This is a genomic window from Pseudomonas sp. PS01297, assembly GCF_029959305.1.
Taxonomy (GTDB): Bacteria; Pseudomonadota; Gammaproteobacteria; order Pseudomonadales; family Pseudomonadaceae; genus Aquipseudomonas; species Aquipseudomonas helleri.
Genome location: NZ_JASCPQ010000015.1, coordinates 1 through 20,550 on the forward strand (window position 1 = coordinate 1; position 20,550 = coordinate 20,550).

Consider the following 20,550-nt stretch of genomic DNA (forward strand, 5'->3'; position numbering starts at 1 on the left):
GCTCGCGATACAGACGACTCGGTATGGATGTTTCACCCTGTCGATGCAATCGCGAGCAAGCCCGCTCCCACGGCATGCTGAAATAGCCTGAACCCGTTTTAGCGCTGTTCGGTCACGCACTCATCGAGCGCGGTGCGCCAGTCTGGCTGGCTGACCTGCCATTCACGGGCCAGGCGGCTGCAATCCAGACGCGAGTTTTGCGGGCGGGCCGCGGGGGTCGGGTAGGCGCTGGCCGGAATCGGCTCAAGGGTGGCGCACGTTTTGCCTTGGGCCGTCAGGTGCTCGGCAATGGCTTGGGTAAAACCAAACCAGGAGGTTTCACCGGCTGCTGTCAGGTGGTACACACCCCATGCACCTGCTTGGCCCGCCTGCCAGCGTTCGATTAACGCGCGCGTGCTCCTGGCAATGGTGCCCGCCCAGGTCGGTGCGCCAATCTGGTCAGCCACCACGCGCAGCTCGGTTTTTTCCGGGAGTAAACGCTGCATGGTCAGCAGGAAGTTCTTACCGTGGGTGGAGTACACCCAACTGGTGCGCAGGATCAAATGCTGCCCGCCCACTGCAGTGATCGCTTGCTCGCCCGCCAATTTGCTTTTGCCGTAGACGCCCAGTGGGCCGGTTGGATCGTCTTCGGTATAAGGCCCGGGCTTGCTGCCATCGAACACGTAGTCGGTGGAGTAGTGGATCAGTGGGATACCCAGCGCCTTGGCTTCTTCAGCAAAAACGCCCGGCGCGGTGCCATTGATGGCAAACGCCAAGTCCGGCTCGCTTTCTGCCAGATCCACCGCCGTGTGTGCACCGGCGTTAATGATCAAATCCGGGCGATGGGCGCGAACCTGTGCGCGGATCTGCTCGGGCTGGCTCAAATCCAGCTCATCACGGCCCAGCACAATCAACTCGGCCACATCGCCAAGCTGCTTTTGCAGCTGAACGGCCACCTGGCCGGTCTTGCCGCTGATGAGGATTTTTAAAGGCGTGGCGGTGCGGCTCATGCAATCAGGTCCTTGGCGTCAGTGAAGCCCAGGCGCTGGCCTTGGTAGCTGCCATCCTGAACGCGTTTGCACCACTCCAGGTTGTCCAGGTACCACTGCACGGTTTTGCGCAGGCCGGTTTCAAAGGTTTCTGCGGGCACCCAGCCCAGCTCGCGTTCGATTTTGCTGGCGTCGATGGCATAACGCTGGTCATGGCCAGGACGGTCCTGAACAAAGGTAATCAAGTCTGCGAACTGCGCGACACCGGCAGGGCGCTCAGGTGCCAACTCTTCGAGCAAGGCACAGATGCCGCGCACCACGTCGATATTCTTTTGCTCGTTATGCCCGCCTATGTTGTACGTTTCGCCGACCACACCGTCCGTCACCACCTTGAGCAGGGCGCGGGCGTGGTCCTCTACAAACAGCCAGTCGCGCACTTGCAGGCCATTGCCGTACACCGGCAGCGGTTTACCGGCCAACGCATTGAGAATGACCAACGGGATGAGTTTTTCCGGGAAATGGAACGGCCCATAGTTGTTCGAGCAGTTAGTCACCAGCACCGGCAAACCGTAAGTGCGGTTCCAGGCGCGTACCAAGTGGTCAGACGCCGCCTTGCTGGCCGAATACGGCGAGCTTGGCGCGTACGGCGTGGTTTCAGAGAACAGATCATCAACGCCATGCAAGTCGCCATACACTTCGTCGGTCGAAATATGGTGGAAACGGAAGGCACTTTTTGCAGGTTCTGCAAGCGTCGACCAATAATCACGAGTGGCCTCAAGCAGGCTGTAAGTGCCGACAATGTTGGTCTGGATAAAGTCCGACGGGCCATCGATGGAGCGATCAACGTGCGACTCGGCCGCCAAGTGCATGATCGCCTGCGGCTGGAAGCGCTCAATAACTGCGCTCATCGCCGCCTGATCAACGATGTCAGCCTGAACGAACTCGTAACGGGTGTCTGTAGCGATGCTTTGCAGCGATTCCAGATTACCGGCGTAGGTCAACTTGTCGACGTTAAGCACTTCGTGGGACGTGTCTTTAATCAAGTGGCGGATCAGAGCCGAACCAATGAAACCGGCACCGCCGGTGACTAAAATGCGCATGTTCATACTCCTCACACCCTTGCGGTCTCTAGTCATGTAGAGCGTAGCTTGGGAGGATGCACGCGGAGGGGCAAGAGGGAGCCCCCAATAATTTCCTGCAATGAGATCCGACACTAAAAATTATTAGAATTCAGGGGGTTGCCAGCTTCGATCTTCTAGTACATAATGCGCGCCATCAGCTCAGGGCAACTACCTGAATAGCTGAAGAATCAAAGAGTTGTAGCGATCAAGTCGCAAATTTCCTTGCTTTTGATACTTCTAAACAGAAGCTTCAAGCGCAATGGCCGAATAGCAAAATGGTTATGCAGCGGATTGCAAATCCGCCCACGCCGGTTCGATTCCGGCTTCGGCCTCCACATTCAAAGCCCCGTAGATTAACGTCTACGGGGCTTTTTTGTTGTGTGCTAATCATCAGGCTCGAACAGCAAGGCCGTCTCAAAATCCTGCCCGCAATGCGGACGTTTTGCCTTTTACTACCGACTGCTGGGTGGAAGGCGACGTGAATGGAAAATTCGCAGGACTTGCAACTTACCCAGCCTGATTCGGTAAGGGATCACATAAGGCCAGTTCGGCAGTGGCCATTCACGCGTGCCCGGTAACCTGCCTTCTCGGCCTATAGAGGGGAACTGTGACAATTGTTCAACACTCGCCCTGATGGTTTTAACGAACTCGATAGCGGCCTGAGGGTTTTCCACGGCGATGTAGGTAGCCTCATCATCCAGATTCTTGAGTGCTGTCCTTAGCCACTCAACCCTCATTGGCAGACCATTTGTTCAGTGTCGCGGCGACTTCATTCTCAGAGGCAAAATCACCCGCATCGGCTTCTTCAATGGCTTTTTGGATCTCGGCTATCTGCCAGGCTTCACGCGCCAAATAATCGCGCAGTGCATCGATGGCTAAAAAGGACTTGCTGCGGCCGGTTGCCTTGGCCAAATGGGCGAGCATGTCTGCCATATCGTCAGGCAGGCGCAGAGACATAATGGACATGGTGACCTCGGTGTAGTGATGTGTAATACAACATACTACACCTGCATACATAAGAATGACCCACCGACCATCGGGGTTGCCTGCATACAGGCGATAAATCGATCAATACATACACCGTCAACTGGCCCGCCATGTGCGGGTTTGCACAGTGTTTTCTCGCCTGGTTTGAGCGCGGCGCAATGAGATAGCTCGACCATCCTGGTTGCGTTCCACGAAAACCAGCACCAGAACGACCCCCATAGCCTCGACCATGAAGATCTCCATCAACCGATCTGCATCCTGTTGAGGCGAGCGGCGAAACTAGCCTGTTTGGGCTTTTTTTGAACCTTCCTTGATTCTGTATTTGTGTGGGGATTTTCTAACTTGGATTATTTTTTGAATCCCACTTTTCGCATCGTCGCAGACAACACCTCACTGATAAATGACCGCGGCAGCGCCTCCCAAACATAAGTTAGACCCTGTAGGAGCGAGCTTGCTCGCGATCTTTTGATCTTGATCCAAGAGGTCCCGTTAAACCACGCAGCCGATCGCAGCCTTCGTTCCTCGTCAGCGACTACAATCGCCTGAAAATAACGATGCCCGAGGGAGAGGGGACCGATTGGGGGATGCCTTGCCAAATCGCGAGGCAAACTTCGCCACTTAAAGGGGTGAGAGTTTTTTGCAGTTACAGACACTGAGCTATGTGCTGTGTGTTATCAACTTAACGTAGATATCCAAATAAAAAAAATCTTGCCCTTTTACATCCTGGATCAAGCAGTCTGCTACGAAATCCAAAAGGGCAAGATCATCAGGTTAATGCTTCTTGGTGAAATCAATAACCATGCGGCCGGTAAATTTACCCTGTTCCATTTCTTCAAAAATCGTATTGATATCTTCGAGTGGGCGCATCTGCACTTTTGGTACGACTTTACCTTCGGCGCCGAAACGGAAAGCCTCTTTCAGGTCTTCGCGAGTCCCCACCAGTGAGCCCACGACCTCAATACCGTCCAGGACCAGGCGCGGAATGCTCAGGTCCATCGTTTCAACTGGCAGGCCAACTGCCACAACACGCCCTGCAGCGCGGACGCTGGCGACGGCAGAGTTAAAGGCTGATTTGGCGACGGCTGTCACAACGGCCGCATGGGCGCCGCCCAACTCTTTCTGAATGATCTCATCGACATTGCACGTCTTCGGATTAAGGGTTAAATCTGCCCCCATCTCTTTTGCCAATGCCAGTTGTTTGTCATTGACATCAATAGCGATCACTTTGGCATTGAATACATTCTTGGCATATTGCAGGGCCAGATTTCCCAACCCGCCCAGGCCGTAAATCGCCAGCCATTGGCCTGGTTTTATACCTGAAACTTTAATGGCCTTATAAGTAGTCACGCCAGCGCAAGTAATACTACTGGCTTCTGCTGAATCGAGACCGTCAGGAACTTTGACCGCGTAATCAGCACTGACAATGCATTCTTCAGCCATCCCGCCGTCGACGGTATAACCCGCATTCTTGGCTGTGCGGCAGAAAGTTTCTTTGCCGCTGTTACAGTATTCGCAGTTGCCACAGCCGCGGAAAAACCACGCGACACTGGCGCGATCGCCAACTTTAAGTGATGTAACACCTTCTGCTACTTCAGTCACAACACCGATGCCTTCATGCCCAAGTGTGATGCCGGATACATCACCGAAATCCGCATTTTTTACATGCAGGTCGGTGTGGCATACACCGCAGCATTCCATTTTTAATAAGGCTTCTCCGTATTCCAAAGGGCGTAATTTCTTGTCTTCAATGACGACGGTCTTATTTTTTGCGACAACAGCTGCTTTCATAGTCAACCCCAACGTGTGGTATGTCTGAAGGCTCATGTTGACTGCATAACTAAAAATGAGCGGCTGTAGTCTAGCTGCGATTTTCAAAACCGTTGTCTTTTTGGATCCACTGCGATTTCTGCCCATTCCAACTGTGGATGATCGCTGCGGTAGGGCCCTGGTTGAGGGCCGTTTTGCCCCGGCTTAAAACCTTAGCCAGGCAAAAACGGGCTGCTTAGGCCTTGGCTAAGCTGTCATGGCTAAGTCGCAGGCAGCACGTGGCCCAAGATCAGAATTGGATTTTTCAATGGAGATAGATACTATCCTAACGATTAGCCTGCTACCTATTGCATAGCCATGAAGCCACCCTCCATCCCGTTATCAGATTTTTGGCAGGCCATCCTTGCACCCTCGCGCAACGATTTACTGTTCGCCCTGCGCAATATCATCGCCGGCGGGGTGGCGCTGTACCTGGCGTTGATCTTCGATCTGGAACAACCGCAATGGGCGCTGACGACGGTGTTCATCGTGGGTCAGTTCACCAGCGGGATGGTGTTGGGCAAGGGCGCATACCGCTTGGTCGGTACGCTGGTAGGGGGCGTGGCTTCGGTTGCGCTGATTGCCGTGTTTGGCCAGTCGCCCTTGTTGTTTCTATTGGCCATGGCAACGTGGTTGGCGCTGTGCACCACTGGCGCCTCTTTGTTACGCAGCCATGCCGCCTATGGGTTTGTATTGGCGGGCTATACCACCGCGATCATTGCACTGCCAGCGGTCTCGGACCCGCTGGCGGTGTTCGATCATGCGACTGCGCGGTGCATAGAGATCAGCCTGGGGATTATTTGTGCGTCCGTGGCGAGTACCGTTTTGTGGCCCCGTCACGCCGCGCTAGCGCTGTCGGCTCAAGGGCGAGCGGCCTGGCTGGCCGGGCTTGCAGCCGCGGCGGCAGAACTGCAGGGCACGGATCAACGCAAAGGTATGCTGGATGCCTTGGGGCGACTGGTAGCGGTCGATAATCAACATGCCAGCGCCCGCTTTGAAGGCCCGGCAGGGCGGCGCCGCTCTCAAGCATTGCGTGTGCTCAGTCGAGACCTGCTCAGTGTGTTGCGTGTAGCCAGAGCAGTGGCTCGCCAACGGTTGATGCTCGATGAGGCTGCGCGTGTCATGCCGTTGATTGAGCAAGTCGCAGCAGCATTGCAGCAAGCGCACCTAAAGGACCTACCCACGCTGGCCCAACACATCAGGCTGGCGCTCGAGGATCAGACCTTGGGCCAAGAGGCGCAGTATTGCCTGATGGCGCTGGCGCAGTTGTTGCGCTTGATAGAGCAGAGCGCGCTGACACTTCAGGCACTGGAGCAGGGGAGAGTGCCGCCAGGTGCGCCGGGCGCCATGTCGTGGCACAAAGACATTGAACAGGGCGTGCTCGCCGGGTTGCGCTGCGCCCTGGCGTTTTTGGCTGTGGCGGCGTTCTGGATGTACACGGCCTGGCCGTCGGGCCTGGGCGCGATATCAATCTGCGGCGTGGTGTTAAGCCTGTTTGCCGCCAGAGAAAATCCTTCTGAATCCAGCCTTAACTTCTTAAAAGGCATTGCCCTGTCAATTCCGGTGGCCGGGGTGGTGCATTTTGGCCTGCTGCCCGCGTTTGACAGCTTCGCCATGCTTGGCCTGTGCCTGGGCATACCGTTGTTTCTGGCCTCGTTGTGCATGAGCCGGCCAGCATTGGCGGCCACCGCTTCGGCGTTCTGCATCTTCTTTGTCAACAACATCGGGCCCAGCAACCTGATGACCTACGACTTCGCTGCCTTCCTCAACAGCGCCGTAGCCACCCTGATGGGCAGCGGCATCGCCGTGTTGGTGTTTCGCCTTATACAACTCAACCCCGGCGAGCGGCATTATCGACGCATGTACAAAGCCCTGCTGTTCGACCTTGCTCAACTGACCGTACGCCCGCTGGAACAAGCCGAAAGCTGGTTTGGCGGGCGGATGGCAGACCGCTTGATCCGGCTGTCACGCTACACCGCAGCGTTTACAACCGGCACCGGCCACTGGTCGCGCGGCCTGCAAGGCTTGGACCTTGGCGATGAGTTGCTCGAACTGCGCGCTTGCCTTGCAAACAGCCAAGGAGCCCTGGCGCTTGCACGTGATGGCTATTTACGTTGCCTGGCGAGTGCCTTTAAGCAAGGCGGGCCAAGCGAGCAAAGCCTTACGCTTATGGATGCACCCAGCCAGGCACTGCTCGGGGCTCTCGAGCAACCCTCGAGGTTGGCGGAACAAGACATGGCCAAAGCGGCGATCTTGCAACTGCAGTACACATGGCGCAAAGCCTGTCAGCCAGGTACTGAATAAGCCTGCGCGGCCAATGTATAAAAAACATTCATCCAACAGATAATGGCGCAATAGTATCATCGGCCGGGATTGCGCTGGCCTGATAATGCTAGAGCGTTGCAAGCACCTGCAGTCGTTGCCGGAGCATGAGGCGGCGATGGGAGTCGAGTGACCACTAGAGCGGCGGCACTGCATTGCAGCCAGGCACCGTGTTGGCAGCCAGAAGATGCCGTGAAACGCCGCAGCCCATAGCGCTGAAAATAACAAAAGTTTGCTGCTTTCAAACGACACGCTGCCACACATCAAGCGGCTGAGAAGACACGCGTCATGATTGACTCTAAACAGTTGGCTTTAATTCTCGAAGCGCTGCCAGACCCGGTTTTTATCTTTACGCGCAGCGGCAAATACGTTGCAGTGTTTGGCGGGCGCGATACGCGCTATTACCACGACGGCACCGGCTTGATCGGGTTGTACATCCAGGACCTGATCAAACCCGAAAAGGCCAATTGGTTTCTGGAGCAGATAGCCAAGGCACTGGACACGCAAAAGCTCATGGTTGTGGAATACGAGCTCAGCAACCGGGATGTAAAAGGCCTGCTCGATGAAGGCCCTGCAGACCCCATATGGTTTGAAGGCCGCATCCAGGCCCTGAGTTTTAAAGTGGACGAAAACGACGTCGTGCTGTGGGTCGCCAGCAACATCTCAGAGCGCCACCACCTCGAAGTCAAACTCAGGGAACTGAGCGACACCGACCAACTGACCGGCCTCTACAACCGAAGAAGGCTTGAGCATGACCTCACACTGCACCACCAGGCATTAACCCGATATGCCGTACCAACGTCGGTCTGCATGTTCGACCTCGACAACCTCAAAATAATCAACGACACCCAAGGCCACCACGTCGGCGACCAGATGATCCAGGCCGCCGCCAACATCTGCCGCACGGCGCTACGCAAAAATGACACCGCGTGCCGATTTGGCGGAGACGAGTTTGTGATTGCCCTGCCCAATACCGCGCGAGAGCAGGCCATGCAGTTTGCCGAACGCTTGCACGGCTACTTCAAACAAGAGCTGGATCATTTTTCAGTGGACAATATTGTCGTCACCGCGAGCATTGGCATCACCAGCATGGTACCGGAAGACACCACCCATGAAGACACACTCAAACGCGCAGATCGGGCGCTGTATGAGGCCAAAAAGACGGGCAAGAACAGGATTGTGTGGGGGTGAGGGGGGAGGTGGCGAGATCGACTTTCTGGTAGAAACATCCAATGACGGGGAGTTAAAAATCAGCTTGTGTTTGTGTAGGAAAACACTTTTTGTACTAGTGCTAGGTGAGAGTGTTACAAATGCACTTTCTTGGGTCGGATTTCAACCCGTTGAGCGAGTGCAAAATTTGTGTCCAATGGAGGTGTTGTTGATCGACTAGGAGAGTCAAGCAGCAGAAGGCCCGCTTGAATGGCGGGCTTGTTGGTGAGGCTTGTTGGTGAGGCTTGTCAGGTATTCACATATCTCTTTTTTTCGATAAGATAGCCTTTCGCCCCTGAGACGATTAAAAACAAAATTAGAAAAGATGTGGGGTTTCCTATAGCCAAGAAATACCTTGCAACAATCGACTCAATAAGAATAAATGCAACGAGACCCACAATTGCAGCATCCATAGTATTTGGTGAGGTTGTAACTCTTTTTGCGGATCGCAAGAAAACAAATGCTAGTCTGAAAAGAATAATTAGAAGTGATATAAAGCCTGTTTCAGCAATTATGACTATGTAACCGTTATCAACTGCGGAAATAAAGTTGGTAAGCCATTCATTTCGAAAGCCTCCGCCCCAAAAAAAAGGGATGTTACTGGTGAAAAACTGAGAGAAGATCATGCTCCATAACTCTTGACGACCTGAAAAGCCGCTACTTAGACCTCTTTGGGAGCTGTTTAAGTCCATTATAAGTACAAGTCGGTCGATGTATTCGCCCTTGAATATAGCTACTAGAATGCATGCAAGTAAAAGTGAGCCCAATATAAGAATCAAGTATTTAGCGTTTTTTCTATGCGTTATCATAGTGGCGATAATAAGCGCTGCTGCTAATGCAACCAGTCCGCCGCGTGATGCTGTAGAAAGCAGAATTAGGGTTGCAAAGATCGCAGTTACGTAGAATATTATTTTCCCGGTTATTTTTTCAGCGGGCGCGAGCACGATGGTCAAAATTGTAAACATTGCCATGTTGTGAGCTATTAGATTTGGGTGTGAGTTAAATGGACCTGTAGCCCTATCACTCGTAGTGAATTCATTTCCAGAGATTGCAAGCGCCCCTTCAATTTTAAAACCTGAAATTGTAATATAAATAAGTACGGATAAAACACCGCCATAGGCGAAGCTTCTTAGTATGCCAGTCATTGTATATTGCTGAAGTATTACTACTATAGAGAGCCATGTAAAAATAAACACTAGTGCATATAGAGCGCTCTGAGCATCTTGTGATATCGTTGCACCTAACAAGGCTGATAGTGTTATTGTTATTCCGCATATGGTTGATTGCTTTGAAAACTTTTGGAAGTTGCGTACTTTTCCGGTTATTATAAGAGATGTAGCTAATAATACAGCCCCTAATGAAGGGATGAACTGGGTAGCTTGCGTGAAAGTATTAAGCTGTCCATAACATGAAGATAGCGCCACCAGCATAACTAAATAGATACTTATATTATGGCTCTCTGATGAAGCATTTAGTTGGTCTGAGGTTGTCATTTGCTACTCTGGGTTAATATTAATATTCTGAATTTCAATATAACTTATTTGTCTTGATATGTGCCATTTTTGAGCGGGATTGCTTTGACGTGAGGTGCTCGTAGACTCAGGTTGGCAGTTAATCCGGCAACAAATGCATGTTGCGTAAGGAATTCGATACATTTTTGGCAAGAAAAATTATTTATTCTCTTGCGAAGCGTGCTGACACCCATTGTTGCTACTCCACTAATCAGCGTTTTTCGTCTCTCTACCTCCGCGGACGTCGAGCCGCTAGGAGCGCTGGTTTGACAGACTTTTGGAGGCGGCATCGCAATGAAGCAACCGGTGCATTCCCTTAATTGCTGCTCTACCAACCTGTCCTCCAACCTAGGCCATTCTCTCAAATGCTCCGGTGAAGTACACCCTAATATTGGCCCAATACTCTGATTTGGCTGAATTATCTTGCGGTTGTGAGGCTCCCTATCTTTATCTCTAACGCTCGGCTTAGCCTGCAATCCAAAACACCAGAAAGTCCGGGGTAGTTTCAGATGTGATCCGGGTCGAATCTAATCAGTCATTCATAAGCCCAAAATACCTTGGGATACAAGCTGGGGATGGATATAGGTCAACGTGAGCGGCGGATTAGAATTTCTTCGCGCAGTAGTAATAAGCATTATAAGTGTTGGAATGAGCTCGGTTTGTTGGCTAGGGTTAGTCCGAATGTGGGATGCTGGATTTTTTAATATCTTTAGTTGACTTTTGGCGCTAGGCGAAGTGGCTGGTCGTTTTGAGTGCAGCTTATCATAAATGCAGATTGATGTTATTGGAGCTGCTAGTTTATATATCAGTACTGAGCAATTCATAGATAATTCTATCTTGAATGGACTGCATGAATGTGTAAGGGTGTACCTTGCTTTGGGCAGGGATTTGTAGGGCTGATATTTAAACTCATTAAAACCATATGTTGGAGTTGATATTGAGATGCTGAATTTTTTTTCTTTTTCTACGATTCTTGTGGCTGCAGGCGTTTTGGGATGTGCTTCTGCTTCTGCTAATGATGCTATAAGTTTCTGTTCGGATGCAAAACCACCTCAAAATGCATCTGATAACGGCCAGCTTAAATTGTTATTTTCTTTCTGTCCGAAAGTAGAAGATATTTCTATGGATGGCGATTCTGTGCATAAGCTTTATTCTGGGCAGTGGTATTTCAAACGAAAGCCCACTCCTGATCTCTATTCGCAAACATCAGAAGGTCTTAATATTTCTCTAGGTGGTTCTGTTGCTACAATAAATATGAATTCCAAGCAAGGTAGTTTGCCATTACTACCTGGTGAGCATGGTTTTTATATTGAGTTTTTGGCTCGAATTGATGATGCCTCTAAAGATCATTTTCCGGCTTTATGGCTTAACCCTATTGAGCATAATGCGAAAGAGGATGATAGGGCTTTTTCTAACCGTAGGCTTGAGCAGCATTGGATGGAACTCGATGTAGATGAAGGTGGTTTTCAGGATGGCATGCTAGGTACAGTCCATGAGTGGCGTGGGAACTTCCCTCATTATCAAAGTATACAAAACTCGCATGTAGCGCCTGAAAAGCTAGAAAGAACCAAATTTCATACTTTTTCAGCTTACTATAATCCTGTTAATGCTACTGTTAAATGGTGGATTGATGGCGAGCCTAATAATGAAGCACATGCTCCAGCTGTTGGCTCAAATCTTAACTATTATGTGATTATGAGCGCGCAAACACATGGGAAAAAAGAACCATATAAGCTGATCATTAAACGGGTTCGTGCATTCGTGCATGGATAGATTTTTTTTTCGTCGGCAGCGACTACAGGTTTTATATTCAATGACTACCTGTAGTGGCTGCTCATACGCGAAATCAAATTTTTGAAGAATCTCCAGCTTGCTCGAGGTTCTTGAGTTAATTGTCTCTCAGGGAATCCTTCAATATCAGCACCCTAATAATGTTTCTGACCCTCAGTAAATATCTTTGGAAATCAGTGTGAACGGGGTTTTTATAATGATTTTAATGTCCAGCCATAATGACCAGTTGTTGATGTAGTCGAGGTCAATTTCCACACGTTTTTGCATTTTTTCAATCGTGTCAGTTTCACCACGGCAACCGCTGATCTGTGCCAAACCGGTGATACCGGGTTTGATGCGGTGACGAGCCATGTAGGCGTGAATCTTGTCTGTGTAGTAATCATTGTGTGCGACCGCATGGGGGCGTGGCCCCACCAATGCCATATCACCGTGTAGCACGTTGAACAATTGAGGCAGTTCGTCCAGTGAAGTGCGTCGAATAAAGCGTCCGACTGCGGTTACACGAGAGTCATTCCGGCTGGCTTGCTTTACGTGTTTGTCGTCATGCACCTTCATTGAGCGGAACTTTAAAACCTGTATGACTTTGCCGTTCCAGCCGTGCCGCTGCTGCCTGAAAAGGACAGGCCCTGGTGAGGACAACTTGACTGCCAGTGCAATAAGAATCAGAAAAGGACTCAACACAATGATGGCAATCAATGCCAAGGAACGGTCCATCAACGCTTTACTGAACGCTGCAGTCGGGTAGCTGGTCAGAGGGCTTTCGTTTAAATGAATGGCAGGGCGCCCACCCACTTCGCTCACGGAGTGGTTTAGCAAGAGCATACTGTCGAAATCAGGAATCCAGACAACATCGACGTTCAAATCGAGCAGGTCAATATAAAGCGCTTCAATTCGCTGTGCATCTTTTAGCGACAAGGCTAAATAGAGGCGGCGAATATTGTGCTCAGTTATCAAGGCACGCAGCTGGGTTAGTTCGCCAACGATCAGCGGCGAATTTTCACCGTCTTCAAACGGAGAAGCGCTTACAACGCCCACTAACGGGAATTGGTTTTGCTGGATAAAACTGTCGGCCAACTTGAGTGCAAGCCCATCAGAGCCAATAATAAGGCTATTGTAATGATGGCTGTTACGCTCATGGTAATGACGCGATAGATAATGCAGCAGTAAGTAGGGTGGCACTTGGATGGCATAGCCAATCAGCGCCCAGGAGATAATAACTTCACGTGAAAAAAGCTCGCTGGATTTGGTAATAAACCCAATGGTGCTTAAGCACGTGAGCGTAAATGTCCAGGCAAGAAATAAGCGCAACAAACCATTTAAATAGCCATGTCGTCTGTAATAAGCATTGGTTGCAGAGTAGGCCGGGACTGAGATCAATAGTGTTAAAATGCCAGCAATTCGATAGTGAAAATCGATGCTTTCATTTTTGGTGTACACCAAAATTAATAGTGCTGAAATGACAAGGCTCATAGAAATGAACCACTGTCCCCAAAACGTTAGCCCTCTGGCGACGGATTTTCGATCTATGCGTGTATGTATCAAGGTATCAGCCTTGTAAAAGTATCTGATTATAAAAAAGTGGCTAAAGGTGGAAATTTTAAATTAAAGCGCACTTCTTATGTATGGGATGCATAAGGGTAAAGCGGTCGGTGTTGAGCTAATCTTTTATAATAAGGAATCTTTATCTTGTGGGTTCGACGTTTTATAACAATTTAGCGCCTTCGGCGTGTTGCTTTTTCAGTCGAGGCGACTCAATTTAATAACAACTGACTGTGTGGGTTTTAGCGAGCGATTTTTACGTCTTGCACAAGGCAATAGCCACGGTTGCGCACCGAGCGAAATAAGCGTTCGTTATAGGTTGCTCTGAATTTGCTCTGCAGTCGGCTCAGGCACATTTCAAGACCGCTGTACGAATGCGTGTCTTTGTTTATCCCTTCAATCAACTCATGTTTACTGCAGATCCGCTCAGAGCTGAGTACCAGCGTATTGATAAGCAGCGATTCAGTCGTTGTGAGGTGAATACGAGCGGTGTCGTTGCCCAATTCTCGTGAAGCCAAATTGAAGAACCAGGTCTGAGGCGGCGATGAGTGGATCGGATTTAGGGAAGTGGGCACGTAAGTAGTCGACGTATTGTCCAGAGTTTGGGGTGCAATAGGCTTCGAAAGAGGCGAGGTAATTTCAGATTTAAGCGTTTTCTGCATGCTTTTTGATGCAGGGCACTCACTTTCAGTTGAGATGAGAGTGGCTGAAGTATAAGGCTGACACTGAGGGATAATATTTAAAGGCGCACAGTTATTTTGTGCAGACATAATTTCACCTGCCGGTGGTTTTTTATTAAAAGCGCTGAGCAATGCTTTCATGTTTGAGTTCCTCCATGGAGAGTTGCGCTAAGTGTTTTGATTGCTGCGGCAGTTGATGGGTTAATAAGAAATCATGTGATGCTGATAATGTTTTACCCAGAGATACTTCTTCGGCGCAAACGGTAACCATAGGCCCGAACACTGAGGATGATGTCCAGGTTATAAGTTTTTTTAATTTTGGTTCTTAGACGGCTGATGGTTTTTTCTAATGCCCTAGGATCATAAAAAACAATGTTCGGATCGAGTGCTCGGGCAATACTGTCCTGACTCATGACGTGCTCGGGTGCCTGAATCAGTGCATCGATAATCGTCATTTCAGTGTATGAAATTTCAAGTTTTTGGGTCGCACTGCAAAGCAAGAGTCGTGTGCGGTCAAGGTAGAGTTGGGCAGGGGATTGCCAATGTGAATCGTCTAATGTGCGTGAAAGAAGATCCAGTCTCTCCTGCGCATCACTGGGCAATTTTAAACAATGGTCAGCGCCTGATAAATAAAAGTGAGCGCTAGAAAAAGATTTGTTGTGGTTGACCAAAACAAAAATACACGCTGCCTGATTGGCCTGGCGTATTCTTTTTATAAGCTCAACACTGTTATTGATAGCGTCTGGGGTATTAACTTCAAAAAATACAGCTTCAACTTGAGCGAAGCTCAGAGGCTGGTAGGTAGCTGGATTAGAGGCGTCAAGCTGCAAAATCTCTGATGAGAGCAATGTATTGATATCGTCAATCAGCACGGGCGTGTGTGCAAAATTGAACACTGAATAACTCAGCACGTCGGTTTTGCATCCTGCGAGAAGCATATTACCTAACCCAAGTACGTAGAGGCGGCTCGATTTTGCCATACCTGCTTTGATGAAAGCCGACATTTTATAACGATCTGTCGTTCCTTTCTTGCTAAATGTGGATTTTATGACTTCGAGCTGTGTTGAAAAAAACGATCATTTCACGGCCTGCGGGATCGTTGACAGTTGCTCTTAGCAGTATGAATCATCTTGATGTGAGCCTTTCCATGAGCTGTAAGTGCAGTCCTGTACATGGCTCGCAAACGATTGCTAAGGGCATAGGGTTAGTGGGTGATTTGAGGCTAATCAATCACGTGCTAACCCATTTAATCACTCCGTAATCTTGCCAAAGTTTTCATAGAACGCATCGCGATTGCGTCCATCCGTCATGGTGTGTAACGAGTACTGACGATGCAGCATGGCACCACCGTCTCGTGTCAACGGAGCCCAAGCAATATTGGCGCGACTCATGGTCGAGACGCTCATCATTTCGTCAAACGGAATCGAGATATAAATCCCTTTGTCGAAACTACCTTCGCCATATTCAGCTGCTGAAGCTGTAGTTCGAGTGACCCAGCCGCCAAATTTAACGCCGTTAGTGAACTCTCTTGATATGTCAATTGTGGTTCCCCAATCGCGTGCCAAATAGCGGCCTACACTGACTGCTGCGTCTAAATCAAACGGCAACTTTGTATACCCGGTAATATGACCAGTGATTGTCCGATAGTCTCTCAGGCCAAAATCCTGTTCAAAGTCACGCTGCCGCACATAATTCAAATCTGCCCCGATCGACCAGCGTTCACCCATAGGGCGGTACAGTATTTCACCACCAACACCGGCATACATAGGCTCCAGATAGCCACCGTACAACATGCCGTATAAGTCCTGATCCATTTGACTGGCACGGTTAAGTTGCAATGCAGGCATGGTTATATCGGAAGTCGTTACATATTTACGCACATCGGTACGCACGCGTGGCAAACCACTCGGTGCGTCATATTTGAACTTGTCGTAGTTGTTAAACAAGTTTGCACTAATGCCTCCGCTGGCCCAGGTTCCAGGTGTGAAGCGGTATTGTCCTTCGGCAAAGGCGCTGACTTGGTACAGCAAGAAGCCATCAGGGCCGCCGATATTTTGTTGATAGCCTAGGCCAAAGCCGTAAGTGAAAGGATCAGGTTTATGTTGATAGAGGGTAGTCTCTAGGCGCGGTGTTGCGCGATTGACTTCCGTCGTCCGATGCAGATTAACCAGATCTTGTTCGTTATTGACTACGTCTCGGAACGTTGAGCGCGGTACGCTGGTCTCTTCAATAGGCATGTTGTAGCGCTTGTTAACCAGGTTGAACCACTGAATATCGCTGTTGGCGCTATTATCCAGAATTCGGCTGGCACGGCCCACACCTTTGGCTGCATAGAAGTACTTGGTTTGCTCCCCGTACACCGTGAGTTCAGAGTCACGTTGTGATATGCGTTCAACGGTATAGCCAGCATTTTTCTCCAGTTGTTTGGAAACCTCTGCCCAGTCGACCTCATGTAAAGGTGTGACCGGTTCTTTAGCCGGTAACGGCTGAGCAGGCGGATCAAAGGTTTTAGCCGGAGCTTTGCGGCTTACAAAGTTAGTATGCAGCGTGATACCAAAGAGGGCGGTATTACCACGCTCCCAACCAACGCTTAAGTCCACCGAGTCATTAAGTTTGTAGACGGCGCCAATGTTTATCGGTGAATCTTGAACCTGGTTGTTATCCTGTGGCTCATGCTTGTAGTCGTTTCCCTCGTACTCAATCTTAAGGCTCAATGGCGCCCATTGTGTTTGATAAGAGACGCCCCCAAATAATGATGGAGGGCCTCTAAAGTACATTCCGGTGTTTACGTCACCTGCAGTTGTAGGATCACGCCTGTTGTTAAAGCTATCTCCAAGAGAGCTTAATGGGTTTCTGAAATCACCTCGATTACCGATATAGCCCCATGCAATCCCCAAGCTAAAGTCTAAGTTTTTATAACGTTTATCAGCTACAAAGTATTCGCTTGAGAAAAGTCCTGTACCACCCACATCTCTAAAGCCGAGCGCAACTTCAGGCGCCCAGTGACTCTCTTGCCATAGCCTAACTTTGAAATCGACGGCTTTGTCTTTGTTACTTTGGCTTCCGCTAAGTTCTTTTGGACCGTAGGCTCGGTTTGTCACGGAAGTGTATCTAAAAGTACCTTCCAGCCAGTCAAGTGGTTGCAAAGATAGACTGTAGCGCGAGTTTGGATCTGTGCGATTCGCATTGAAACTCAACTCGCCCGCAGGCGCCATGCGAGCTGTAGGAGTTTGTAGTAATCCGACGCCACCAAAATCACTTTGGGTATAGCGTGGCTCTGCATGTGCCAGGCTATAGGGCAAAAAGGCCACAATAATAAAACGTAACTTCAAGGTGCAACCTCAGCCAACAATTGAGTGGCGAGAAACTGCGCCAACTGCTCATTTAAATCAGGCGTGGGTAAATCCGGGTTGGTATTGCGTACAGGTGCGAGGATTGTGCTCCCGGCTACCGCATAAATACCGTCCTTGCGGTTCCATGCTGCAATGGGTACCTGCTTATAGGTGCCGTCTGGGTATATCAACCACAAAAAGTCGGCATCTGCCTCTTTCAGTGGTGGGCAGTTGTTGAGGTAGTCGCGTGCCTCTTGCATGGTCTGATAGGTCAAGCTGCAAGGTTCAGCCACCGCCCCGACAACCATTACTCGGTTGATTCGAGGCGGATAGATCACCTGATCACCATCGCTGACCATATAGTTATGGCTAAAGTTGACTTCCAATGCGACTGGGTCCAGGTTGGCAACTTTACGCCCGGTCACAGGCAAATTGCTCACATATTCATGCAAGCGTTCAGCGAGAGAGGCCAGGGCGACATTGTCATTGAGCAAAGACCCGCGTTGCAGCATTTTCAAATCGAACAGTACACCAACTTTCAAGCGCGTTTGCTGTTCAATCAGAGGTTGATGCAGCCACCCAGCCGCTAGCCAATAATCATTATGGTTGGGTTGGGCTTGGCTGATGACATCCAGCAGGCGCATGCCCGGTGTGTAGGCAACACTCACCGGGTTACGTACCTCTCCGCTAACAGTCACGGCTGCTTGGCTATGCTGAATGAAGCCAAATATAGATGCGCCTAACAACAGTCCAGCGGTCAGTTTTTTTAACTCACTCACCTTGCAGGCTCCCAGTCTGGTCGCAGGTGAACGATCTGCAATAAAATCTCTGGCGTTGCATATTGTTCGCTCTGCAAAATCACGCCGTCATCCGGCCTCACCCAGTAACGGTTGGTTCCACTGAACCCCAATGCCGGCATATCGATCTCTTCGTCAATTCGTTGCAGCGCATATGGTTTATCAAGGATCTTGACCGTTTCTAGGCCTTTACGGCGAAAACGGCTATGTACCGTTACACCCACACGCTGACCGTCATAAATATCAATCTGTCGAGTACTGGTGGCGCCATCAGTGATGTGCTGCAGGCCTTGCTTGAACGGGGAGGGGCCGTCAAAACGGGTGCTCTCTAGGTCGGGCGGCAGGCCCACAGTGCGTTCCACAAGGCCGTTGCGAGTCATCAAGACTTGCTTGCCGGAGGCAACCCAGTACTGCAGGTCGCCCTCTTGACGCAGCCTGGCCATAACCCCTTCACTGGAGTGGGTAGTGACCTTGATTTGCGCATAAGGGACTGCTGCAACGTCTTTCTCTGTTATTTGAAGAGGTTGAATGCCTTGAACAGCAGCCTTAAAGGTATCGACGGAGCCTTTCATCAGTGGGCTACAGCCACACAACAACAAGCCCGCCAATAGCCAGGATCGATTACGAAGAGTTTTCAAAACGGCTCAGCCTTAATCGCGCAGGTTATGTTGAGCGGTTGCTCCAGTACCTACGATAGTTGCCGACGGAACGAGTTGGCTTATCAAACGGTTCCAGCGTGTAACTTGTGCGGGGCCCACATAGACGATGTCTTGTGACTTCAGTTCGAAGTGAGTGGCAATGGCCAGAGCCACAGGGGACTGGGCATCCAACTGGTAAACCTTGGCCGGTTCTGTTTCCAGGTTAGCCGCACCACGTATTACATACAAAGCATTGCCATTGGCGGTGGTTTGGTTTAGCCCACCCACAGAGCCGACAACATCCGCAAGGGTCATACCTTTAGTCTTGAACTTCAGCGCTTGAGGTATGAGAACTTCGCCCATGACATAAATCTTTTTACGATCGTTATACGGCAGGTATAACTGATCTCCATCTTTTAAATAGACGTTATGCAGTTGCGAACCATTCGCTGTATTGAGCGCATCCATGTCAAGGATATATTCGTGACCATCACGGGTCAGCGTAAGACCGGAAAGGTCTGCATTTAAGGGGTCAACTTCGGCTGCTCCCAGCGCTTCAACTACGCTGACAGGGGTTGTTGTAATGGGCATTGGGCCTGCTTTTACAACTGCGCCAGACAATGTGGCCTTTTGGCTAGCAAAACGCAAAACACTCAAATCTACCTGCGGACTATCGACGTATTGCGCCAGTCGTTGAGCAATAATCGCACGCAGTTCTTCAATGCTTTTGCCCGCAGCATCAACTTTGCCAATGTAAGGATAAAAGATGCTTCCATCTGGCCGTACCAGCCGACCGTTAGCGTCAATCTGTTGTTGTGGGCCAGACGGAGCAGTTAATTCGGGGTGGTCCCATACTGTGATGTAGAGCACATCGTTGGGGCCGATCTTGTAGGCCTGAGGCTTGAATGCCAGCAATTCTGCTGGCACCGAGCTAGAAACGTAGGTCGCTGCGTTTTGAGCAATCAGCTTGGGGGTGATGGGAATCAACTCAACCCGACTGCTTTCTGGTGAGCCTTCTGTGCCGATCTCACTGGTATCCAGGTATTGACCGGGCGAAAACATACAACCTTGCAGGGCGAGCCCTGCAAGTACCGCGAGCGACAAACTACGAATCATCATTGGGGACACTTGTAAAAGAAACACATCAAAATCAAAAACCTGGCGTGAGCCAGGTGGTTTAGTTCGATCAGCCTAGCGGGTACTTAACGAGTAGTACCGGTGGTGCCAGTGGTTCCTGTAGTGCCTGTGGTACCGGTAGTGCCGCCGTTGCTGCCGCCACCGCCGCCGCCGCCAGAAGAAATGGCTGCTGCGCCTGCTGCAACCGCAACACCCACACCTACGGCGGTAGCGGTACTTACGCCGCCCAGAACGCCAGTGCTAGTAGCCAAGGATGTGCCAGAGGTAGAACCAGCAGCCCCTGCTTCTGCAGAGGAAGAGGTTGCATCACCGGGTGTAGAGGTGGATGCAGGTGCTTCAGCAGCCAGTGCCGAAGTGCTCAAAGCCAGTGCAAGTGCAGAAACGAGAAATTTGTTCATTGAAAAATCCTTTTGATAAAGCGTCTGTATTGATACGAGTGCTGCTTGGGCGATAAAGCCCGGGGAAGCTGCGTGCCTTGCTAATGCATCATGGCGCGGCACCAAGCTCAAGTGGTTCTTTACAGGCATTTTATTGTGCAAAACGCTTATAGAATACCCGTGCTGGGCTGTCGTGGTTGTTGACTTTTTATAACGATTAGCTCTGGGACACAATAAATCATGACCAGCGGTGCCGGCATATTACCTCAAGTCTGTTTATTGGCCACAGAGCAAAATCAAATTAACGTGCTGTTATGCATTAGGTGATTAAGAGA

The 20,550-nt window shown here is 50.2% G+C and carries 17 protein-coding genes and 1 tRNA gene; 4 read left to right on the forward strand and 14 right to left on the reverse strand.

Annotation, left to right across the window (positions count from 1 at the left end; all coding sequences use genetic code 11):
* Positions 1–98: 98 nt before the first annotated feature.
* Positions 99–989, reverse strand: a complete 891-nt coding sequence (rfbD, locus tag QMX84_RS07250) for a dTDP-4-dehydrorhamnose reductase (RefSeq protein WP_282363472.1) — start codon at positions 987–989, stop codon at positions 99–101.
* Positions 986–2,068: a dTDP-glucose 4,6-dehydratase gene (gene rfbB, locus QMX84_RS07255; RefSeq protein WP_282363473.1), complete on the reverse strand. Its 1,083-nt coding sequence runs from the start codon at positions 2,066–2,068 to the stop codon at positions 986–988. Before rfbB ends, rfbD begins: the two co-directional genes overlap by 4 nt.
* Before the next feature lie 282 nt (positions 2,069–2,350).
* Here rfbB and QMX84_RS07260 point away from each other — a divergent pair.
* Positions 2,351–2,424 (forward strand) — tRNA-Cys (locus tag QMX84_RS07260).
* A gap of 117 nt (positions 2,425–2,541) precedes the next feature.
* Here the strand turns inward: QMX84_RS07260 and QMX84_RS07265 are convergent.
* From QMX84_RS07265 to adhP, 3 genes are all read right to left on the reverse strand, one after another.
* Positions 2,542–2,826, reverse strand: a complete 285-nt coding sequence (locus QMX84_RS07265) for a type II toxin-antitoxin system RelE/ParE family toxin (RefSeq protein ID WP_282363474.1) — start codon at positions 2,824–2,826, stop codon at positions 2,542–2,544.
* Positions 2,816–3,055: a ribbon-helix-helix protein, CopG family gene (locus QMX84_RS07270; RefSeq protein WP_282363475.1), complete on the reverse strand. Its 240-nt coding sequence runs from the start codon at positions 3,053–3,055 to the stop codon at positions 2,816–2,818. The genes QMX84_RS07265 and QMX84_RS07270 overlap by 11 nt, the downstream gene beginning before the upstream one ends.
* A 792-nt stretch (positions 3,056–3,847) precedes the next feature.
* Positions 3,848–4,864 (reverse strand): alcohol dehydrogenase AdhP, encoded by a 1,017-nt coding sequence (gene adhP, locus QMX84_RS07275; protein ID WP_282363476.1) that lies wholly within the window; start codon positions 4,862–4,864, stop codon positions 3,848–3,850.
* Positions 4,865–5,200: 336 nt separating this feature from the next.
* Between adhP and QMX84_RS07280 the strand changes: the two genes are divergently transcribed.
* Together QMX84_RS07280 and QMX84_RS07285 are read left to right on the forward strand one after the other, a co-directional pair.
* The gene (locus QMX84_RS07280; protein ID WP_282363477.1) at positions 5,201–7,186 is read left to right on the forward strand and encodes an FUSC family protein; all 1,986 of its coding nucleotides are present in this window, start codon (positions 5,201–5,203) and stop codon (positions 7,184–7,186) included.
* 306 nt (positions 7,187–7,492) lie between these two features.
* Positions 7,493–8,395 carry a diguanylate cyclase gene (locus tag QMX84_RS07285; RefSeq protein ID WP_282363478.1) on the forward strand — a complete coding sequence of 301 codons (903 nt, stop codon included), beginning with the start codon at positions 7,493–7,495 and terminating at the stop codon, positions 8,393–8,395.
* Between the two features lie 266 nt (positions 8,396–8,661).
* On the opposite strand, the gene QMX84_RS07290 is transcribed toward QMX84_RS07285, so the two are convergent.
* Positions 8,662–9,906, reverse strand: a complete 1,245-nt coding sequence (locus tag QMX84_RS07290) for an O-antigen ligase family protein (protein WP_282363479.1) — start codon at positions 9,904–9,906, stop codon at positions 8,662–8,664.
* 960 nt (positions 9,907–10,866) lie between these two features.
* Between QMX84_RS07290 and QMX84_RS07295 the strand changes: the two genes are divergently transcribed.
* Positions 10,867–11,697: a hypothetical protein gene (locus tag QMX84_RS07295; protein ID WP_282363480.1), complete on the forward strand. Its 831-nt coding sequence runs from the start codon at positions 10,867–10,869 to the stop codon at positions 11,695–11,697.
* Between the two features lie 171 nt (positions 11,698–11,868).
* On the opposite strand, the gene QMX84_RS07300 is transcribed toward QMX84_RS07295, so the two are convergent.
* From QMX84_RS07300 to QMX84_RS07335, 8 genes are all read right to left on the reverse strand, one after another.
* Positions 11,869–13,185, reverse strand: coding sequence for an undecaprenyl-phosphate glucose phosphotransferase (locus QMX84_RS07300; protein ID WP_282363481.1), 1,317 nt, complete (start codon positions 13,183–13,185; stop codon positions 11,869–11,871).
* A gap of 311 nt (positions 13,186–13,496) precedes the next feature.
* Complete coding sequence (locus QMX84_RS07305) at positions 13,497–14,075, reverse strand: winged helix-turn-helix domain-containing protein (RefSeq protein WP_282363482.1); 579 nt, start codon at positions 14,073–14,075, stop codon at positions 13,497–13,499.
* 92 nt (positions 14,076–14,167) lie between these two features.
* On the reverse strand, positions 14,168–14,938 hold the full coding sequence (locus QMX84_RS07310) for a winged helix-turn-helix domain-containing protein (RefSeq protein ID WP_282363483.1): 771 nt from the start codon (positions 14,936–14,938) through the stop codon (positions 14,168–14,170).
* Between the two features lie 246 nt (positions 14,939–15,184).
* Positions 15,185–17,266 carry a YjbH domain-containing protein gene (locus tag QMX84_RS07315; RefSeq protein WP_282363484.1) on the reverse strand — a complete coding sequence of 694 codons (2,082 nt, stop codon included), beginning with the start codon at positions 17,264–17,266 and terminating at the stop codon, positions 15,185–15,187.
* Positions 17,263–18,027, reverse strand: coding sequence for a capsule biosynthesis GfcC family protein (locus QMX84_RS07320; RefSeq protein ID WP_348775189.1), 765 nt, complete (start codon positions 18,025–18,027; stop codon positions 17,263–17,265). The genes QMX84_RS07315 and QMX84_RS07320 overlap by 4 nt, the downstream gene beginning before the upstream one ends.
* 14 nt (positions 18,028–18,041) lie before the next feature.
* A complete protein-coding gene (locus QMX84_RS07325; RefSeq protein ID WP_282363485.1) occupies positions 18,042–18,635 on the reverse strand; it encodes a YjbF family lipoprotein in 594 nt (197 codons plus the stop codon).
* 78 nt (positions 18,636–18,713) lie between these two features.
* On the reverse strand, positions 18,714–19,817 hold the full coding sequence (locus tag QMX84_RS07330) for a polysaccharide biosynthesis/export family protein (protein WP_282363516.1): 1,104 nt from the start codon (positions 19,815–19,817) through the stop codon (positions 18,714–18,716).
* A gap of 86 nt (positions 19,818–19,903) precedes the next feature.
* Complete coding sequence (locus QMX84_RS07335; protein ID WP_153350985.1) at positions 19,904–20,236, reverse strand: hypothetical protein; 333 nt, start codon at positions 20,234–20,236, stop codon at positions 19,904–19,906.
* Positions 20,237–20,550 lie beyond the last annotated feature (314 nt).

Bases quoted from the DNA above. Each gene is read 5' to 3' on its own strand.
- rfbD (WP_282363472.1), bottom strand. From the start codon at position 989: ATGAGCCGCACCGCCACGCCTTTAAAAATCCTCATCAGCGGCAAGACC.
- rfbB (WP_282363473.1), bottom strand. From the start codon at position 2,068: ATGCGCATTTTAGTCACCGGCGGTGCCGGTTTCATTGGTTCGGCTCTG.
- QMX84_RS07265 (WP_282363474.1), bottom strand. From the start codon at position 2,826: ATGAGGGTTGAGTGGCTAAGGACAGCACTCAAGAATCTGGATGATGAG.
- QMX84_RS07270 (WP_282363475.1), bottom strand. From the start codon at position 3,055: ATGTCCATTATGTCTCTGCGCCTGCCTGACGATATGGCAGACATGCTC.
- adhP (WP_282363476.1), bottom strand. From the start codon at position 4,864: ATGAAAGCAGCTGTTGTCGCAAAAAATAAGACCGTCGTCATTGAAGAC.
- QMX84_RS07280 (WP_282363477.1), top strand. From the start codon at position 5,201: ATGAAGCCACCCTCCATCCCGTTATCAGATTTTTGGCAGGCCATCCTT.
- QMX84_RS07285 (WP_282363478.1), top strand. From the start codon at position 7,493: ATGATTGACTCTAAACAGTTGGCTTTAATTCTCGAAGCGCTGCCAGAC.
- QMX84_RS07290 (WP_282363479.1), bottom strand. From the start codon at position 9,906: ATGACAACCTCAGACCAACTAAATGCTTCATCAGAGAGCCATAATATA.
- QMX84_RS07295 (WP_282363480.1), top strand. From the start codon at position 10,867: ATGCTGAATTTTTTTTCTTTTTCTACGATTCTTGTGGCTGCAGGCGTT.
- QMX84_RS07300 (WP_282363481.1), bottom strand. From the start codon at position 13,185: ATGAGCCTTGTCATTTCAGCACTATTAATTTTGGTGTACACCAAAAAT.
- QMX84_RS07305 (WP_282363482.1), bottom strand. From the start codon at position 14,075: ATGAAAGCATTGCTCAGCGCTTTTAATAAAAAACCACCGGCAGGTGAA.
- QMX84_RS07310 (WP_282363483.1), bottom strand. From the start codon at position 14,938: ATGTCGGCTTTCATCAAAGCAGGTATGGCAAAATCGAGCCGCCTCTAC.
- QMX84_RS07325 (WP_282363485.1), bottom strand. From the start codon at position 18,635: ATGAAAGGCTCCGTCGATACCTTTAAGGCTGCTGTTCAAGGCATTCAA.
- QMX84_RS07330 (WP_282363516.1), bottom strand. From the start codon at position 19,817: ATGATTCGTAGTTTGTCGCTCGCGGTACTTGCAGGGCTCGCCCTGCAA.
- QMX84_RS07335 (WP_153350985.1), bottom strand. From the start codon at position 20,236: ATGAACAAATTTCTCGTTTCTGCACTTGCACTGGCTTTGAGCACTTCG.